The sequence below is a fragment of the Clostridium fallax genome (assembly GCF_900129365.1).
Classification (GTDB): Bacteria; Bacillota; Clostridia; order Clostridiales; family Clostridiaceae; genus Clostridium_AH; species Clostridium_AH fallax.
The window spans coordinates 86,736-106,707 of sequence record NZ_FQVM01000001.1 but is presented as its reverse complement, the minus strand read 5'-3'; the positions used below and the strand labels follow the sequence as shown (position 1 = coordinate 106,707).

Sequence of the window (19,972 nt, the reverse complement as noted above, 5' to 3'; positions counted from 1 at the left end):
AATTTAATAATTAATAAAAGATTTAAAATATAATTTTAAAAGATTTTAATAAATTTTAAATTTTTTATAAAAAGCAATATTTAACAAAGAATTAGATATTTATTTAAAGTAGTGTTATATAATATATCTAAGAGATGAAAATTCTCTGTTAATACCTAATAAATAGCAGGGAAAATGGGCAAATTAATAAGGATATTCTTAATGAATATGGAGGATAAAATATGGGAATAAAGCAAACTTTATTAAGGTTTATGAAAGAACCTGGTTATAGACCTATGACTATAGATGAGCTAGGAGCTATTTTTGATATAAAAAGAAATGAGTGGAGAGAATTCAAAGGTGTTTTAAAATCTATGGAAAAAGATGGAATGATAATTAGAACTGAGGATGATAAATTTGGAATACCAGAAAGAGTCTCACTAGCTCAAGGGAAATTACAACTTCATCAAAAAGGATACGGATTTGTTATTTTAGAAGATGAAGATAAAGATGATATTTTTATACCTAAAAATTATATACATGATGGAATGAATGGAGATATAGTTGTAGTAAGAATTGTAAGAGAAGATAAAGGCGCTAAAAAGTGCGAAGGCGAGATAGTAAGTGTAGTAGAGAGAGCTAATAAAACTGCTATTGGAGAGTATGAAGATAGTAAAAATTTTGGATTTGTTATTGTAGATGATAAAAGATTTCAAAAGGATATATTCATACCAAAAAGGGATAAGAAAAATGCTAAAACTGGAGATATAGTTGTAGTTGAAATAACTAAATGGCCAGATGGTAAAAGAAAGCCAGAGGGAAAGATAGTTGAAGTATTAGGTAAAAAAGGTGAAAAAGGATTAGATATTTTGACAATAATTAAAAAGTTTGGGTTACCAGAAGAATTTCCAGATAAGGTTTTAGGATTTGCAGAAAAAATAGAAGAAGAAATTCCAGAAAGTGAATACAAAAGAAGAAAAGATTTAAGAAATATAAGAATGGTAACTATTGATGGAGAAGATGCAAAGGACTTAGATGATGCTGTTTCTATAGAAAGATTATCTGATGGAAATTATAAATTAGGAGTTCATATTGCAGACGTATCTCACTATGTTAGAGAAAAGAATCCTTTAGATAAAGAAGCATTAAAAAGAGCAACATCAGTTTATCTAATAGATAGAGTTATTCCAATGCTTCCAAAAAAACTTTCTAATGGTATATGTTCATTAAACCCTAAGGTAGACAGATTAGCTATGACATGTTTTATGACAATAGACCATAGTGGAAAAGTTATAAATCATGAAATAATGGAATCTGTCATAAAAACATCAGAAAGAATGACTTATACAGATGTTACAAAAATTCTTAAGGATAAAGACGAAGAATTAATAAAAAAATATGATTATTTAGTAGATGATTTTAAAGCTATGGAAGAGCTTTGCAAAATCCTAAATAAAAAGAGATTAAATAGAGGTGCTATTGACTTTGAATTTGAAGAATCAAAGATAATTTTAGATGAAAAAGGTAAACCAGTAGATATAAAACCTTATGAGAGAGAAATAGCAAATAGAATGATTGAAGAATTTATGCTTGTATGTAATGAAACTATAGCTGAGCATATGTTCTCGACCAAATTACCATTTGTTTATAGAATTCATGAAGAGCCAGATGGTGAAAAATTAGAAAAGTTTAAAGAATTTATTTATAACTTAGGTTATAGAGTAAAGTGGTCTCAAGAAGTTCATCCAAAAAATCTTCAAGATGTTTTAGATACGGTAAAAGGAAAGAAGGAAGAAACTGTAGTTAGTACTCTTCTTTTAAGAAGTATGATGCAGGCTAGATATGCACCAGAATGCACAGGACACTTTGGTTTAGCTGCAAGATACTATTGCCACTTTACATCTCCTATTAGAAGATATCCAGATCTTCAAATACACAGAATAATAAAAGAATTTATTAATGGTAAAATAACAGATGAAAGATCAAAAAAGCTTATGCCTATAGTTGATAATGCATCTAAGCAATCATCAGAAATGGAAAGATTAGCTCAAGAGGCAGAAAGAGAAGTAGATGATCTTAAGAAAGCTGAATATATGGCTGATAGAATCGGAGAAGAATTTGATGGTATAATATCTTCAGTTACATCCTTTGGACTATTCGTAGAACTTGCAAATACTATAGAGGGATTAGTTCATATAAGTGATTTAGATGACGACTATTATGTATATGACGAAAATCATTTATGTCTAGTAGGTGAAAGAACCAAAAAGATATATAGACTTGGAGATTCACTTAAAGTTAGATGTGATAAAGTTGACATAGATAATAGAGAAATCTATTTTTCTATAGTTCAAGATGAATACTCTAAAGATAAAGAAGAAATAGATGGAGAAGACAAGGAAAAAATTATAGAAGAAATAGTAGATGAAAAATTATCAGAAGATATTAATGAAGAAATAGAATAATTTAAATAATAAAGTTAACTTGTATTTATAAAAATTACAGGTTGACTTTATCTTTAATATTTTACGTTAAAATGAATTTATTTCACTTTATATAATTTTTATAATATAATTAATTTAGAAATAATACCATAAGTAGGTGATTTTATGGCTAGAATAAAAAACAATAAAACTTTAACAGAAAATAGAAAAGCAAGACATGATTACTTTGTAGAAGAGGGAATGGAAGCTGGCATTGCTCTTGTTGGAACAGAGGTTAAATCTATAAGAAATGGAAGAGTAAATCTTAAAGATAGTTATGCTGAAATCAATAATGGAGAAGTTTTTGTGAAAAATATGCATATAAGCCCTTATGAGCAGGGAAATATCTTTAATGTAGAACCATTAAGAGATAGAAAATTACTTCTACATAAATCTGAAATAAGAAGATTAATAGGATTAACAATGCAAGAAGGATATACATTAATTCCTCTATCTCTTTATCTAAAGGATGGAAGAGTTAAGGTTAATTTAGGACTTTGTAGAGGTAAGAAAAATTACGATAAGAGAGATGCCATGATTGAAAAGGCACATAAAAGAGAAATTGAAAGAACATTAAAAGAAAAGATGAGATATTAATTCTCATCTTTTTTTATAAAATCATTAAATTAAAATAAATAATTAAATATAATATTTTTATATTTAAAGATTAATAGATCTAATTTATTAGATTTTTAAAGCTAGGATAAACCTTTAAAATATCTAAACTATCATCTTCTAAAGCAACTTTTTTTAGTGATGGATCTAAATCAATAGCTTTTTCTAAGGAATCTAAGGCTTCATTACAATCTCTTAAGGCACATAATATTTTGGCCTTGTTGTAGTAATTTTTCCCAAAGTATGGATCTGTATTTATGATTTTATTTATACAATCTAAGGCTTTTTCATAATCATTAACACATATATATATTTGGCATAAATCTAAAAGAAATACATTATCATTATCACAATATCTTAATATTTCTTCATAATGTTTTAAGGCCGACTTATAATCTTTTAAATGATAATAGCATTGTCCTACATAATTTATAAGAGGAATAGTATTTCCTTCGTACTTAATGGCTAATTTAAAATATTTTAATGCATTATTGTAATCCTCTAAAAAGAATAAAGCAATGGCTTTACTTGAAATAGCAGTAGAAAACTTAGGCTTTATTTTAAGAGCTTTATTAAATAAATCTAAGGCTTCTTTGTAATTTTCTTTTTTTAATAAAGCATTTCCTTTGTTTACTAAAGGATATTCATCATTAGGAGATATTTCTAAAGCTTTATCAGCATAATAAATACAATTATCATAGAATTCACTTTCATAATATGCCCAGGCTATGTTATTTAAAAGGCTAGAAGAACATTGACATTCACTTAAAGCTTCATTACAACATTTTAAAGCCTCCTTAAGATTTCCTATGTTCACATATATATATATCTTTTCTGTAAAGTAGTAATCTACAGGCAAGAACTCTTTATATTTTTCTAATTTTTCTAAACCTTTTTTATTATTACCATTGCCTAAAGATATATTTATAGAAAGTCTATATAACTTTTTTAAAAATTTATTACTCATTAATAATATCTCCTAAAATATACTTATATATAAAGTATAGTAGATATTTATTTAATTGGTTACTAAAGGTAGATAAATTTACACTTTAGTTAAATAAAATGTTATATAATTTTAGTATTAATTTTATAATTAAAAAAATCTTTAATTAATAGATATAAGATAAAAAACAATATTATTATCACTCCAACCTAAGTCAAAGGGAACATGATACCTATCAACAGTATGAGAATTTATTAGGGGATAACCATGTGAGTCAAAAGAAGTTACAATTGCTGAGTGATCTATATCATAAAGTCCTTTACCATAGGATATAACATCACCTAATTTTATTTTACCAATATAACCTTGAGGAGAATCATCTAAAGGTGATAATAAATCTTTAAAACTTGCAGCTTTTATAACCTTTCCTTTACCACTATATAATAAGAAGTTTTTAAAGGCATCAGCATTAACCCAACTAGGAGAAGAATCAGTACAAAATCCATTTTTATAAACACAGTACCAACCATGACCTTGTTTAAGATTCCCTCCTTCAGTATCACCAAGACACTGAGAGATATAATTTGTACAATTACCGCCACCGCCAGTATAATTTTTATATTTTTTATTATATTTAGTAGGATTATTACTACCCCAAATAACTCCACAATACTTATCAGCATATTCTACTGCTTTTTTTCTATTATAATTTTTATTTTCGTAGTTATCTAAAAGTTCAATTTGATTAGGCAATGTATTAAAATTTAAAAAGTTGAAGGTTTTCTCTTTAGGAGTATAATTTCCTAGGTTATTTAAATCCAATTGATATTTTTTTAGGCCATCTTCAAAACAATCTAAATACCAATCTTGAGATATTATCCAATTATTATTTTTATTTGATAAATTAATTATATGAAATAATGTAATACCAAAGGAATTAACAGTAGGGTTAGAATCTCCCTCATATATATAATCAAATTTATATTCTTCATCAACTCTTATTTTTGCATGATTACCAGAAGTAGATATTTTTTTGAAGGTATTATTTGAAGTTATAGATGTAAATTTGATTCCCCTTTCTAAAGCCCAATCTCTAAGATAATAAATTCTTTTAATTTCATGATTTAAAGAATATTTTCCACCATTTGTAGATGTATCATAAAATTTAAATAAGTCTTTAACATCTCCAGCTAAAAATTTTTTATTTCTTTCACTAAATATAGTATTTATATATTCTTCAAAATTAAAAGAAGAATTTAATTCTTCTCCTTTAGCTTGAATTCCATTAAAAAGTGGTAAAATGCATGAAAAGCATAATAAAAAACATAATAACCAAAGAATTTTTTTAAAAATTTTTTTTCTTCTCATAAAACTAACTCCTATTTATAATCTTTATTAATAAGAGTAGTATTAGTATTTTGCGATAAATATATGTTAGAATAAATCAAAATAAATTTTATTAATTTAATAATTTTGATTTAAAGATAATATTCAAAATAAATATTATCTTAATAAGTATAATTTTATTTTTAATAGAAAATAATAGTTCTTATGTTAATAGAATATATATTGAAAGAGTATATTAAAAGGTGTAGTATTATAAGTGTACTAAGGAAGTATATTAATAGTTTAAGAGTTTTATAAAATTGACAAAATTTAATTAATATAATATACTAAATTAGTGAAAATTAAATATAGAAATGCGTTTAATTAAAAAAATTCAAATTACACACATGGGGGCGTTATGGCTTCGACGGGGGTAAGATGGGTTTGATAAGCGAGTGGAGTGAAGCATGGGTACTCCTTAATCAAGTATGCACTAAATATAAACGCAGAAGATAATTTTGCATTAGCTGCTTAATGCAGCTCGTTCTACCTAAGAGTCCTACGGCTTAGGATAGGGCGTCGATTAGTAGGGAACCGAGTCTTGCAAAGCTTTGAGCAAGAAACGGAATAAATGAAGCTACTAAAGCAAGTAGCCTGTCTATGGGCGACTTGTGGAGGGAATGATTAAAATATAGACTGCACTCGGAGAAAGTCAGGCTGGTCTACTTTCGGACAGGGGTTCGATACCCCTCGCCTCCACCATGAAAACCTCGATAATATAGAAATGTATTATCGAGGTTTTTTATTATTGGTTTAATTTTAGAATGAATAATATTAATCAAATAAATTTATATTTTTTTAGTATGTAAATGATAAGATAATATTGTAAGAAAATGATAATTTAAGAACGCATTAAAATAATTTTATAAAGTATAATTATTACCAATATGTTTGTAATTAATTATAGTTTCTGTAAAAATCATTACTTATTTCAACATCGCAATTTAAAGATTTTTAAATATTATTAATATTTTTTTGGTGAATAGGGTGAACTGTAACATTTTATTTTTAAAAAGAGCTCAAAAATTTTATGATTAAAAATAGATTTTTACGCTATTTTAAATTTAATTATTTGAATATAACTTATATGAAGACTTAACATATAAGAGACCATGTGCTTTTAAAATTGAAGATACAAAAGTTGAAATAAAAGATTGGAAGGGGGTTTTAGTGCAAACTATAAATTACTTAGCTAAAAAAGATATAAGGATTGTTAGGGGGTGCTGATGATTTTAAGATGAATGGTAAAAAAGTAATTTATTTTTCAAGAGTTAAGCTACCAACAATGAGAGCTGCAAGAGAGATAAAGTCGACTAATATCTATGTTGAAACAAATCTTAGTGCTAATGGGATTAGAAACTTATTAATTAAAATATTAAATAAATATAATATAAAATTAAGCGAATATAAGATATATCTTAAAGCAGATTATTCAGAGTTACATTAATTTTAATAAGCCACCGGTTATTTTAATCGGTGGTTTTTGATATTTTATGGTAAGCGTTATATTGGTAATATCAAGATAGTTGATTAATCTTAGTCTTTGAAACTCTTATATATTTAAATATTTTACATAAATAAAAAGTATATCTAATAATGAATATTTTAGGGAAATATATTACAATTAAATTATGAATGAAAATATGAGATATGAGTTAGACCTTTAATATAAATTAAATATGAGAAAGCTGGTAATACATTATGCAATTAGGATGGATAGATTTTTCAAGAGAGGAACGGAATAAGGTTATGGCAACGCTTGATTTGTTGTCAGCTACAATGGCATTAGATGAATTAGGAATAGGAACTTTAAGAGATAGATATGCTGATATTCTATTTCCAGGTATATCAACAATCCAAACAAGAGCTAAGTATTTTGTTATTATTCCATATATTTTTGATTTAGCTAAATCAAAAAAATTTAAAAGAGCAAAGGAGATTATACCTTGGATTAATAAAATAGAGGATAACTTAATTCCAACTTTAGTAGAGAATAGTGAAGAGGATAATGCTGGTATTATAGGAAGTAGAGCATTAAAAAAGGGTAGACATGTAAGAAGAAAACCTTCATCTATTTATTGGAATGGAATGCGTACCTATGGAATATTACTTAATAATCGTATTTCTATGGAGCAAGCAGCAACATTAATTTATAATAAAGAAATCAAGAAAAGGAATATTGAAATAGTTAGAGGTGAGGAATCATATGGTTATGAAGCTACAACAAATGACGAAATTTTAATTTTCTCACCTATCAAACCGAATTATGATTTTGAAAAACAGATAGATATTAGATTAACTAATGAAGAGGCTCTATATATTAGTAGTCATATTATTACATCTATATATTCAAGAGATTCTCTATTGGCATTTATTATAAAAAATAAGATAGATATTAGTAATTTTTATTTTGATGATCTAGAATCATTACCTATGCCAAGTAATATGAAAAATGACTATAGGCTGGCAAAGGAATTAGCGGATTTTATATATGGAGCCCATATAAGATATAACGTTATATATTCTCAAAAGCTAGATATTGAACAAATAGAAGCTTGGAATAATTGGATTGATAATTTTCATTCAGAAAATCTAAGGTTTGAAGAAATAATGATGAGAATAAATTGTAAGGGTGCTACTAAGGATTTTCTAAAGAAGTTTCTTAAGGAAGTAATGAATAAAGATATTAAGGCGATTGATAGATGTATTATAAACAGAGAGAAAGATGTTAAGGGTGAACGTGCGAAACTTTGTAAGCCTATGGAGTATCAATATACTACGGCCATTCATAACTATAAGATTAATTACAGATACTATTCAGCACGCACTATAATTAATGATATTTTAGAAGGGTTAGGTGAGTAGTTTGACTAAAACATTATTAAGTCCTTCAGAAAATCGTTTAGATTATGGTAATTTACTTCAACCAGATTTAGGTTATGATGTTGAATTTGCAGTTGCATTAACGTACTCTTTAGATTTAGAGGCTTTATTAGGAATACCAATATCATTAGGATTACTTGAAGATATGGATTCAAATTTAAAGGATGTACCAATGTTTTTATTAGAGGGAATTCGAAAAAGTAGTGATAAAATTGCCATTTTTTGTAATCTAGGAGGAATAAAGCTACCTCAAAAGATACAAAGTGTTTATTCTTTATTAGAGAATAGTGTTTTTGAGGTTAAAGATAATAAAATCAGTAATTTCCATCCAAAGATGTGGTTTATTAAATATTCAAATGATCATGGTAAGGCCTATATTAAGATAATTGTTTTAAGTAGAAATTTAACTTTTGATAGAAGTTGGGATATTTCATTTGCCTTTTCTGGAAAAGTTGGAAGGCATCGAAGCAGAACTAAAAACGAGAATATTCCATTAAGGGATATGCTTCAATATGTAAAAATGTATGCAAGTAAGGAGAAGAAAGATAAAATATCACAGCTTCAAGAAAATATATTGGATGTTAAGGAATTTGAATTAGAATCACCTTTTGAAAGCTATGAATTTATACCAATTGGAATTCCAGGGTATATGGGAAAGGATTTAGATTTATTTGATACTAATAATGAACTTTTAGTTGTATCTCCATTTTTAAGTGATGATATTATTGAAAGATTTGATAAAAGTACAAGATATAAAAGAAAGATAATAACAAGAAAAAGCTCTATTACTAAGAAAACACTAGATGTATTTAATAATGGTGTTTATGCTATGAAAGATATAATAGTAGATGGTGGAGATGAGGAAAGCATAGAGGAATGGCAAAAACAAGATATTCACAGCAAATTATATTTTGAAGGTGGTTATAATGGAAACTTTCTATATTTAGGTTCAGCTAATGCTTCTCATAATGCTTTTTACAATAATGTTGAATTTTTAATTAAGTTAAAGTTTAAACCAAGAACAATGAGTTATCAAAGGTTTATTGGTGATTTGTTGCCAGAGGAGGATAATCCTTTTGAATTAGTAAAAAATGTAGACTTTAATAAAAAGGAATATAATGATTTATCTTTAAAACAACTAAAAGATATTATTTGGGCAATAAAAGATGCAAGAGTTATAAGTAATGGTACAAACTATGATATTGAAGTAAATTTTAAAAAACTTAATCCTCATATAAGAGGGAAAATAGCTCCATTAATGAGAAAGAATACTTACAGGGATATAGAGGAGTTAACTATTTTAGAAAAGTTAACAGTTACACAGATTTCAGAATTTTATGTAATAAAAGTAGAAGAGAAGGAGGTTGTTATAAAAATAAAAACTAAGGATATACCCAAAAATAGGGATGATAAAATATATCAATCAATTATTAGGAGTAAGGATGATTTTTATGCTTATGTTTCCTTTTTACTAGGAGATAATTATACAGAGTCAGCTTATGAACTAAGAAAATATATTGAAAGTAGTAGTCTGTCTCAGGATGAATATAAGTTAAATAATTATTCAGTAATTATTTATGAAAAAATGCTTCAAATAATTATGGATAATCCTAATAAGTTAAGAGATATAGAATCTATTATGAAACATTTAGATAATGATATAGTATCTAATGATTTTAAGAAAATGTATAATACATTTATTTTAGCTACAAAGAAGGTGAAATAAGTATGAAGGCAAAGGACTTTCAAGAGGCTACAGCTCAAAGAATTTTTGAGGTATTTAAAAAGGAAGATCAAAATAGAGTTCTGCTAGCTGATGAAGTTGGATTAGGAAAAACTATAATAGCAAAAACCGTTATTGACAAATTGGCACATTGGCATAAGTATGATTTAAATGATGATTTTTTCAAAGTAGTTTATATTTGTTCTAATGCTAATATAGCTAAACAAAATTGTAGAAAGTTAGGAATATCAAAGAAAAATTGTATAGAAGTGTCTCAAGGAAGATTATCCATGCAACATATAAAAATATATATGGAGGAAAAAGAAGAACATGATTATATGCAGCTAATACCATTAACTCCAATAACATCTTTTGCAACTAGTAAAAGTCCTGGGAATGCATCGGAACGAGCACTTATGTATGCTTTACTTAGAAGAATGGATTTCTTTAAAGATATTAATGGTTTCAAAGAGTTTATGAGTAATAATACTAAGGCATTTTATGATTGGGCAATGGAGTATTATGAAGAACAGGTTATTAAATGTGATAACATATGTGGTCATAGATACATTTCAGAAATGATTGAAGCTTTAAACAAGAAAATTTCACCTGAATTTATAAATAAAATAAGGAAGAGAAGTAATTTAGCAAAGTTTTATAAAATCTATAAAAATACTGATATTTTAACTGAATTAAGAACTATTTTTGCAAAGATAAGTCTTGATAAATTACAGCCGGATTTAGTAATAATGGATGAATTTCAAAACTTTAGACAACTTTTAAATGCAGAAAGCGAAACAGGAATGATTGTTGATAAGTTTTTAAAACATGACAATACAAAGGTGTTACTCTTATCAGCTACACCGTATAAGCCATACTCTACCATAGAAGAGATTAATGAAAATAATGATGAAGAGCATTATGTAGAATTTATGCAGGTTATGGATTTTCTTTTTACAGATAAAGTTAGAAGAAATGAGTTTAGAGAGCTTTGGAGAAGCTATTCTAACAAGTTAGTTGAATTTAAGGATAAGGATTATAAAGCCTTAAGATTATGCAAAGACGAAGCAGAAGAAGCAATGTATAAAGGAGTGTGTAGGACTGAACGCTTTAATGTAAATAAAAATGGAATGATAGATGATAGTCAGGTTATGGGGATAGAAATTAAATTAGGAGATATATTATCCTATGTTAAAATACAAAGTTTATTGAAGGATATTGGAGCTAGTAGCATACCAATAGACTATGTTAAATCTTGTCCATATCTATTATCATTCATGAATGAATATAAACAAAAAAGAGAAATAGTAAATTACTTTAATAGAAATAATGACTATAGATTATTAAATAAAAGAAAGGATTTATTTTTAAATAGGAATGAGATTCAAAATTATAAGGAAGTTCCAATGAATAATGCTAGATTAGAATATTTAAAGGAAATGTTATTCAAAAATAGGAGAAAGTGTTTCGAAAAATTATTATGGATACCGGCTTCAAAACCTTATTATATAACTAATAGTATCTTTGATAAAAATGCTAATGAATCTAAGATTTTAGTTTTTTCTTCATGGGAAATGGTGCCAAGGATGATTGCAGGAATGATATCTTATGAGGCTGAAAGGCTTACAGTTGGAAAGTTATATAACAGAGAAAAAGAAAAGCTAGGTAAAGGGTATTTTACAGAAGAGGCTAAAAGAAAGTTTCTTAGACCAAGACTTATAGAAGAAAGGACTAAAACATTAACTCTAGCTTCAAAGGTTCTAGCTGATATGTTTAATCCATTAGAATACATAGGTAAAAATATAGAAGATATTAGATTAAAAATAGAGAAAAAAGTGAATGAGAAATTAAATGAAATTAAGACTGAGTATGGTATCGGTGAAAGTCAAAGGGGAGATGTATCTTGGTATACTGACGCTCCTTTATTATGGGAGGGAGAAAAATTAGATAAGCATCATGGAGATATTCCAAAGGATGCGGCTAAGATTATAACTAATATGATAATTGGTTCTCCAGCAGTGTGTGGTATGAGACTTTTTAATGATAAGGATATGGCTGAAAAATTAGGAGAATTATTTATAAGTTTGTTTAATAAGCCAGAATCAATTGCAGCAATTGATTTATTTTATGGAAAAAGAAGTGAAACAACCTATTACAAAAATGTATTAGCTTATTTAGTAGATGGAAACATACAAGCTGTTTTAGATGAATATGCACATACCTTAGGAGTAAAAGGGGAAGATTTATTAGACCAAATATCAGAGGGAATGAATCTTAAAACTTCTACTTCAGAAATAGATACTTATGATTCCTTTATAGGTAAAAGAAAAAAATCAGGGCTTAGAGCTCATTTTGCAGTGGGATATTATAATTCAAAAAGTGATGATGATAATATTCAACGTACCGAAAATATCAGAACGGCTTTTAATTCACCATTTAGACCTTTTGTACTTGCAACTACATCTATAGGACAAGAAGGTCTAGATTTTCATTTGAATTGTAGAAAAATAATACACTGGAATTTACCATCTAATCCTATAGATTTAGAACAAAGAGAGGGAAGAATTAATAGATTTAAATGCTTAGCTATAAGGCAAAATATTGCTAAAAATTATGGGGGTATAAAATTTAAAAAGGATATATGGGAGGAGATGTTTAATGAGGCTAGTAAGAAAGAAAAGGGCAATAACTCAGATTTGGTACCTTATTGGAGTTTACCTAATACTAATAATGATACAATTAAAATTGAAAGAATAGTTCCAATGTATCCTATGAGCAAAGATCAAGTTAAATATAATAGATTAATTAGAGTTTTATCTTTATACAGACTTACTTTAGGAGAACCACGTCAAGAAGAACTCCTAAATGCACTAGGAAGTAGTTTTGAAAAGATGGAGAACATAGAGGACTTATTTATCAATTTAAGTCCATTTAAACGAAGACAGAAGAAGGTGGAAAACGAAGTGTTAATTGAAGTAAGTAGTCGTAAGAGTGATTTATAGTAATAATTTATTAAAGTATAAAGAAAATTTGGTTTATGAAGAAATAAAATAGTGAAATTTAATGATAAAATAGATAGTTTTATAGAATTATAATTTTATTAAACTAATAAAATTAATCATTTTGAAAAATATGTTAAGATGTAACAAGTAATTATTCAAATTATAATTTTTACTATTAATAAAACACTTGTTTATTTTTTATTAAATATAGGAATAAGAGAGTGGAAAATATAGAACAATTTATGTAGTTATGTAAAATATTGAAAAGAGTATTTGTTTTTAGTATAATTGAATAAAAATCAACAATTGAAATATTAAGAATTTTAAGATATATATTTACTAAAGAAATAAATACATTACCTATTATCAATTTATGAAAACGATTATTTTAAATTGTTATAAAGTTATGTATTTTCATATAGGGGAAGAGGGAAGAAAGTGAAACCGGTTGATAATAGAAAACAAGAATTGAGTGTTGAAGTAGCGAGACTTTATTATCAGTTAAATTATAGTCAACAACAGATTTCATCAAGACTTGGAATATCAAGACCAACTATATCAAGACTGCTTAAATATGCTAAAGAAAAAGGTTATATTACAATTAACATTATAGATCCATTTGCTGACTTAGATAAACTAGCATATGAACTAAAAGAAAGATATGGTTTAAGTGATGTTCAAATTGCTCTTTCGCCAAAAGATGAATATGATTCTATTGTAGATTATATTGGTAAAAAGGCAGCAGAATACTTAGAGCAGAATATAAAAAGTGGAGATATTATTGGAGTGAGTGCAGGAACAACTATCTATAAAGTTGCTAAAAAACTTACACCTCAAAATATTAAAGATATAGAAGTAGTTCAGTTACAAGGTTCTATCATTAATTTAAAAGTGGATAAATATGAATCAGAAATAGTTTCTATGATCGCTAAAGCTTTTAGAACTATTCCAAAATATTTACCACTACCAGTAATTTTTGATAATAATAATATAAAACAAATAGTAGAGAAAGATAGTCATATTAAAAATATATTAGAAATGGGGATAAAAGCTAACATAGCTCTTTTTACTGTTGGTAATATTGAAGATGGAGTATTGCTTTCTTCGTTAGATTATTTAAGTGAAATAGATAAATTAATTCTAAGAGAAAAAGGTATTGGAGATATCTGTTGCCGTTTTTTTGATGAAAATGGTCATATTTGTAGTGAATATATTGACAATCGAATTGTAGCAGTATCATTAGATTCTCTTAAAGAAAAGGAGAAGTCTATTTTAGTTGCTGGTGGAGAACATAAAATAAAAGCAATAAAAGGTGCTTTAAGGGGGAAAATAGCAAATGTTTTTATTACTGATCAATATACTGCAAAAAGACTTTTACAATAAATATAAATAAAATTTATCTATAATTAATATTAAACTTTAATTTAAAATAAAAAGAAATATATTTTTATGTAAAGTTTTAAAATAAAAGCACCCTTTCTTAATTGTTTAGTATAAACAATTAAGAAAGGGTGCTTTTAATATTTAAAAGGCGATTTATGTAATTTTTATTAAAATAGTAATGTTTAACTATTTTACAAGCAATATTTAATATTATTTGAACAAAATTTCAATCAATGCTTTACAAATATTCATGAGAAACTTATAATAAGTATGTTTATAATCATGGCGAAAAATGTCTATTTATGATTTTATTATTTTCAAATAATAAAATATAATTTCAAATTTCTTAAAAATAAAAATTACTTTACTAAAAGTAAGGTGTATTTAGTAGATAATATACGAAACATAATAATACTGAACTTATGATATTTAAAAAAGGAGGATAAGAATGAAATATATTGTTGGAATAATAGGGTTAATTATTATTTTAGCACTTGCTTGGATTGTAAGTAGTGATAAGAAAAATATAAAATATAAACCTATAATTATAATGCTTATTCTGCAATTTATACTTGGCTTTGGTTTATTAAATACAGGGCTTGGAAATTATTTAGTAGGTGGCATAGCGAATGGTTTTGAGGTTTTACTTAAATGTGCTGGAGATGGAGTAAATTTTGCCTTTGGTGGGTTAGTTAATGATAATCAGTTTTCATTTTTCATTAGCGTTCTTCTACCAATAATCTTTATTTCCGCTTTAATTGGTATATTACAATATTTAAAGATACTTCCTGTAGTAGTAAAATACATAGGTATAGTTTTAAGTAAAATTAACGGTATGGGTAAATTAGAGTCTTATAATGCAGTAGCATCAGCTATACTTGGCCAATCCGAAGTGTTTATTTCAGTAAAAAAACAACTTGGGTTATTACCTAAGCATAGATTATATACTCTTTGTGCATCAGCAATGTCAACGGTATCTATGTCTATAGTTGGTTCTTATATGGTTCTTTTGCAACCTAGATATGTTGTAACAGCACTTGTTTTAAATTTGTTTGGAGGATTTATTATAGCATCAATTATAAATCCATATACTGTAACAGAAGAAGAAGATATATTAGTAGTTCGTGAAGAAAAGAAACAAACATTTTTTGAGGTTCTTGGGGAATATATTTTAGATGGATTTAAAGTAGCTGTTATAGTAGCTGCTATGTTAGTAGGCTTTGTTGCAATAATTTCTATGATTAATATATTATTCAAAGGAATTTTTGGAATAACTTTTCAAGATATTCTTGGATACGCATTTTCTCCATTTGCATTTTTAATGGGAGTGCCTTTAAATGAATCTATACAGGTTGCAAGTGTAATGGCGACTAAATTAGTATCTAATGAATTTGTTGCAATGAATTTATTAGCAAGTGGTGGTATGCATTTATCTCAAAGATCAATTGGTATTGTTTCCGTATTCTTAATTTCTTTTGCAAACTTTTCATCAATTGGAATTATTTCAGGAGCAGTAAAAGGACTTCATCAAGAGCAAGGAAACGTAGTTGCACGTTTTGGATTAAAATTATTATATGGTGCAACATTAGTAAGTATGTTAACAGCAACTATTGTTGGATTAATTATTTAAAGCATAAATATAAAGGAGTTAATAACATTAGTTTAATAGTAAAAAAATAATATAGTACCATAAAACAGCAATAATATTTAAAAGTATTATTGCTGTTTTTATTTGTATAATAAATAAGTAATCTCAAAATTAATTTGAATGAATTTAATCGTTAATAAATTATTTTAAATGTTTTTGGATTAAAATGATTGATTTTGAATGAAATATATATTATAATAAACTCGTAAACAGTTACAGGAGGATGCTATGGTAACAGAAAAGAGATATGAAATTATTTTAGAATTATTGAAAAATAAAGGTGTTGTTCAGATTCATGAATTAATGGAAGCGACTAAAAGCTCTGAATCAACTATTAGAAGAGATTTAAGTTACCTAGAGTCTCAGAAACTTTTAAAAAGATTTCATGGAGGAGCGAAACCTTTAGAAGCAAGATTAAAGGAATTGAGTTTTAAAGAAAAATCATCTAAAAACATCGAAAAAAAGCAAAAATTAGGCATATTTTCAGCTTCATTAGTTAATGATGATGAATGTATTTTTATTGATGCAGGAACTACAACTTACGAAATAATTCCTCATTTAAATGGGAAAAATATTTTCGTTGTAACTAATGGATTAAATCATATAGATGCTTTAATAGAAAATAATATACCATGCTATATGATTGGTGGAAAGGTTAAACTTACTACTAAAGCTGTAGTAGGTGGAGATGCTTTAAGGTGTCTTGATAAATTTAGATTTGACAAATGCTTTTTAGGTGCAAATGGAATTGATGATCAATTTGGTTTAACTACTCCAGATACAGAAGAGGCCATATTAAAAAATGATGCAATAAGATTATCAAAACAATCTTATGTAATAGTAGATGACTCAAAGTTTGGAGAAGTATCATCTATAAAATTTGGTGAAATAAGTGACTGTACTATAATAACTAACGAAAAACCAAGAAATAAATCTTACGATAAAATAACTGAAATAAAGGTGGCGAATATTTAATGATTTATACTTTAACTTTAAATCCATCTATAGATTATATAGTTCATGTAGATAATTTAGAATTAGGAAAAGTTAATAGAACTTCTCATGATGAAAAATTCCCAGGAGGAAAAGGAATCAATGTTTCAAGAGTATTAAGTAATCTTGGTGTTTCTAATGTTTCCCTTGGATTTATAGGAGGATTTACTGGAGACTACATAGAAAATACATTGAAAAACTTGGGGATAAATACAGATTTTATTAAAGTTTCTCAAGACACAAGAATAAATGTAAAACTAAAATCTAATGAAGAAACTGAAATAAATGGAGCTGGTCCTGAGATAGCAAAAGAAGATTTAAATAAACTGCTATTAAAATTTGATTCCTTAAAAGAAGGAGATATATTAGTTCTTGCAGGAAGTATTCAAAAAACTCTTCCAAAGGATTTATATCTTAAAATACAAAAGCAAGTATCTAAAAAAGGTGTTAAGGTAGTGGTTGATACTTCTGGAGAAGCTTTAATAGAAGCTATTAAAAATAAACCATTTTTAATTAAGCCTAACAATCATGAAATTGAAGAGGTATTTAATGTAAAGATTAATACTTTAGATGAACTTGTTCAATATGGTAAGAAGCTTGTAGATATGGGAGCGGAAAATGTAATTATATCTATGGCTGGAGATGGTGCTCTTCTTATAACATCAGAAGGTGTATTTATAGGAAATGCTCCAAAAGGTGAAGTTAAAAATTCAGTAGGTGCTGGGGATTCTTTAGTTGGAGGATTTTTAGCTAAATATAGTGAGACAAAGGATATAATAAAATCCTTTAAAAATGGAATAGCATCTGGTAGTGCTAGTGCTTTTTCTATGGATTTGTGTACAAAAGAAGATGTAGAAAAGTTATTACCTATAATAAATATAAAAGATTATTAAGGAGGAATATAATATGAAAATTTCTCAATTATTAAGTAGAAATACAATAAAGCTTGATTTAAAAGCTGGTGATAAAAATCATGCTTTAAATGAATTGATTGATTTATTAGATAATGCTGGAAAATTAAATGATAAAGCTGGTTATAAAGAGGCAATATTAAAAAGAGAAAGCCAATCTTCCACAGGAATTGGAGAAGGAATAGGAATTCCTCATGGTAAAACTTCAGCAGTTAAAGAAGCAGCTTTAGCTTTAGGGGTATTTAAAGACGGAATAGATTTTGACTCATTAGATGGTGAGCCTGTAAATATAGTTTTTATGATTGCAGCACCAGAAGGAGCTAATAATGAGCATTTAGAAACTCTTTCTAGATTATCAGTTCTTCTTATGAATCCAGAATTTAAAAATGGATTATTAGAAGCAAAAAGTGGAGATGAAGTATTAAATCTTTTAGATAAATTTGAAGATGATGAAGAAGAGGAAAGTAGAGAAGCTTCATCAGATGAAAATTCAAAGGATGAAAAATATGTAATAGCAGTTACAGCTTGCCCAACAGGTATTGCTCATACTTATATGGCAGCGGATTCTTTAAATAAAATAGGTAAAGAAATGGGCGTTAAGATAAAGGTTGAAACTAATGGTTCAACTGGTGTTAAGAATGCTTTAACAGACGAAGATATAGAAAAAGCTGATGGAATAATAGTTGCAGCGGATAAACAAGTTGAAATGGCAAGATTTAATGGAAAAAAAGTTGTTATAGTTCCAGTGGTTCAAGCTATGAAAAGACCAAAGGAACTTATAAATGAAGCAATAAGTGGAGAGGCTCCAGTATATAGTCATTCTGGTGGAGTAAAGGCTTCAACAGGCAAAACTGAAAGAAGAGGATTTTATAAGCACTTAATGAGTGGTGTATCAAATATGTTACCATTTGTTGTTGGCGGAGGTATATTAATAGCTATATCTTTTATGTTTGGTATACATTCAGCTAAGGTTGGAGATCCCTCTTTTAACCCAATAGCTAAGCTTTTAAATGATATAGGTGGGGATAATGCCTTTAAACTAATGATACCAGTACTTGCTGGATTTATTGGATCAAGTATTGCAGATAGACCAGGTTTTGCACCAGCTATGGTAGGTGGATTAATTGCAGCAAATAGTGGAGCTGGATTCCTAGGTGGATTAATTGCCGGATTCTTAGGTGGATATGTAGTTGTATTACTTAAGAAAGTATTTAGTAAATTACCAAATTCATTAGAAGGAATTAAACCTGTACTTTTATATCCTTTATTTGGTATATTAATAACTGGTGTAATAATGTACCTTGTAGTTGTAGGACCTGTAAAATCAGCTAACCTAGCTTTACAAGGATGGTTATCAGGAATGGGAACTGGTAACAAGGTTATTCTTGGAATAGTGTTAGGTGGAATGATGGCTATAGATATGGGTGGTCCTATAAATAAAGCAGCATTTACTTTTGGAATTGCAATGATAGATGCTGGAAACTTCTATCCACATGCAGCTGTTATGGCAGGTGGAATGGTTCCACCATTAGCGATAGCTTTAGCAACTACTTTCTTTAGAAATAAATTTTCTAAGGATGAAAGAGATGCAGGATTTACAAACTACATAATGGGATTAACATTTATAACAGAAGGAGCTATACCTTTTGCAGCAGCAGATCCATTTAGAGTAATACCAGCTTGTGTTATTGGATCAGCTACAGCAGGGGCATTAACAATGCTATTTAATATAGGTCTTCCAGCTCCTCACGGTGGAATATTTGTATTCCCAATAGTTAATGGAAATCCATTATTATATTTAGCAGCAGTTGCTATAGGATCAGTAATATCAGCATTAATAATAGGTGTAGTAAAACCTAAAGTATCTAAAGAAGATTTAGAATTAGAATAATATATTTTATAATAAAAGAAAATGAGCTGTATCATAAAGCTTATCAATAACAATCTATAGTTTAGTATTTTATATAAACTAGATTGTATGCGATTTGACTTTTGATACAGCTTTTTTTTGCTTTAATAG

At 27.3% G+C, this 19,972-nt stretch carries 13 protein-coding genes and 1 other RNA gene; 12 read left to right on the top strand and 2 right to left on the bottom strand.

Going from position 1 to position 19,972, the window contains the following annotated elements; genetic code table 11:
- Positions 1–221: 221 nt before the first annotated feature.
- Positions 222–2,444 carry a ribonuclease R gene (gene rnr / locus BUA70_RS00445; RefSeq protein WP_072892257.1) on the top strand — a complete coding sequence of 741 codons (2,223 nt, stop codon included), beginning with the start codon at positions 222–224 and terminating at the stop codon, positions 2,442–2,444.
- Positions 2,445–2,588: 144 nt separating this feature from the next.
- The gene (gene smpB, locus BUA70_RS00440; RefSeq protein WP_072892256.1) at positions 2,589–3,059 is read left to right on the top strand and encodes an SsrA-binding protein SmpB; all 471 of its coding nucleotides are present in this window, start codon (positions 2,589–2,591) and stop codon (positions 3,057–3,059) included.
- Between the two features lie 79 nt (positions 3,060–3,138).
- Here smpB and BUA70_RS00435 read toward each other — a convergent pair whose 3' ends face one another.
- Both BUA70_RS00435 and BUA70_RS00430 read right to left on the bottom strand, forming a co-directional pair.
- Positions 3,139–4,044 (bottom strand): tetratricopeptide repeat protein, encoded by a 906-nt coding sequence (locus BUA70_RS00435; protein WP_072892255.1) that lies wholly within the window; start codon positions 4,042–4,044, stop codon positions 3,139–3,141.
- A gap of 141 nt (positions 4,045–4,185) precedes the next feature.
- A complete protein-coding gene (locus tag BUA70_RS00430; protein WP_072892254.1) occupies positions 4,186–5,391 on the bottom strand; it encodes an amidase domain-containing protein in 1,206 nt (401 codons plus the stop codon).
- 367 nt (positions 5,392–5,758) lie between these two features.
- Here BUA70_RS00430 and ssrA point away from each other — a divergent pair.
- The 10 genes from ssrA to BUA70_RS00380 all read left to right on the top strand — a co-directional run bounded on the left by ssrA (position 5,759) and on the right by BUA70_RS00380 (position 19,843).
- Positions 5,759–6,111: a transfer-messenger RNA gene (ssrA, locus tag BUA70_RS00425) on the top strand.
- Positions 6,112–6,646: 535 nt separating this feature from the next.
- Entirely contained in the window at positions 6,647–6,856 is a 210-nt protein-coding gene (locus BUA70_RS13115; protein WP_072892253.1) for a hypothetical protein, read from the top strand.
- 254 nt (positions 6,857–7,110) lie between these two features.
- Entirely contained in the window at positions 7,111–8,274 is a 1,164-nt protein-coding gene (locus BUA70_RS00415; protein ID WP_072892252.1) for a DUF6361 family protein, read from the top strand.
- Between the two features lies 1 nt (position 8,275).
- Positions 8,276–10,018: a phospholipase D-like domain-containing protein gene (locus tag BUA70_RS00410; protein WP_072892251.1), complete on the top strand. Its 1,743-nt coding sequence runs from the start codon at positions 8,276–8,278 to the stop codon at positions 10,016–10,018.
- A gap of 2 nt (positions 10,019–10,020) precedes the next feature.
- Positions 10,021–13,017, top strand: a complete 2,997-nt coding sequence (locus BUA70_RS00405; protein ID WP_083573409.1) for a DEAD/DEAH box helicase — start codon at positions 10,021–10,023, stop codon at positions 13,015–13,017.
- A gap of 438 nt (positions 13,018–13,455) precedes the next feature.
- Positions 13,456–14,400, top strand: a complete 945-nt coding sequence (locus BUA70_RS00400; RefSeq protein WP_072892249.1) for a DNA-binding transcriptional repressor DeoR — start codon at positions 13,456–13,458, stop codon at positions 14,398–14,400.
- A 448-nt stretch (positions 14,401–14,848) separates the two neighbouring features.
- Positions 14,849–16,030, top strand: coding sequence for a NupC/NupG family nucleoside CNT transporter (locus BUA70_RS00395; RefSeq protein WP_072892248.1), 1,182 nt, complete (start codon positions 14,849–14,851; stop codon positions 16,028–16,030).
- 246 nt (positions 16,031–16,276) lie between these two features.
- Positions 16,277–17,023, top strand: coding sequence for a DeoR/GlpR family DNA-binding transcription regulator (locus BUA70_RS00390; RefSeq protein WP_072892247.1), 747 nt, complete (start codon positions 16,277–16,279; stop codon positions 17,021–17,023).
- Positions 17,023–17,934, top strand: coding sequence for a 1-phosphofructokinase (pfkB, locus tag BUA70_RS00385; protein WP_072892246.1), 912 nt, complete (start codon positions 17,023–17,025; stop codon positions 17,932–17,934). The genes BUA70_RS00390 and pfkB overlap by 1 nt, the downstream gene beginning before the upstream one ends.
- Positions 17,935–17,947: 13 nt before the next feature.
- A complete protein-coding gene (locus tag BUA70_RS00380; protein ID WP_072892245.1) occupies positions 17,948–19,843 on the top strand; it encodes a PTS fructose transporter subunit IIABC in 1,896 nt (631 codons plus the stop codon).
- Positions 19,844–19,972 lie beyond the last annotated feature (129 nt).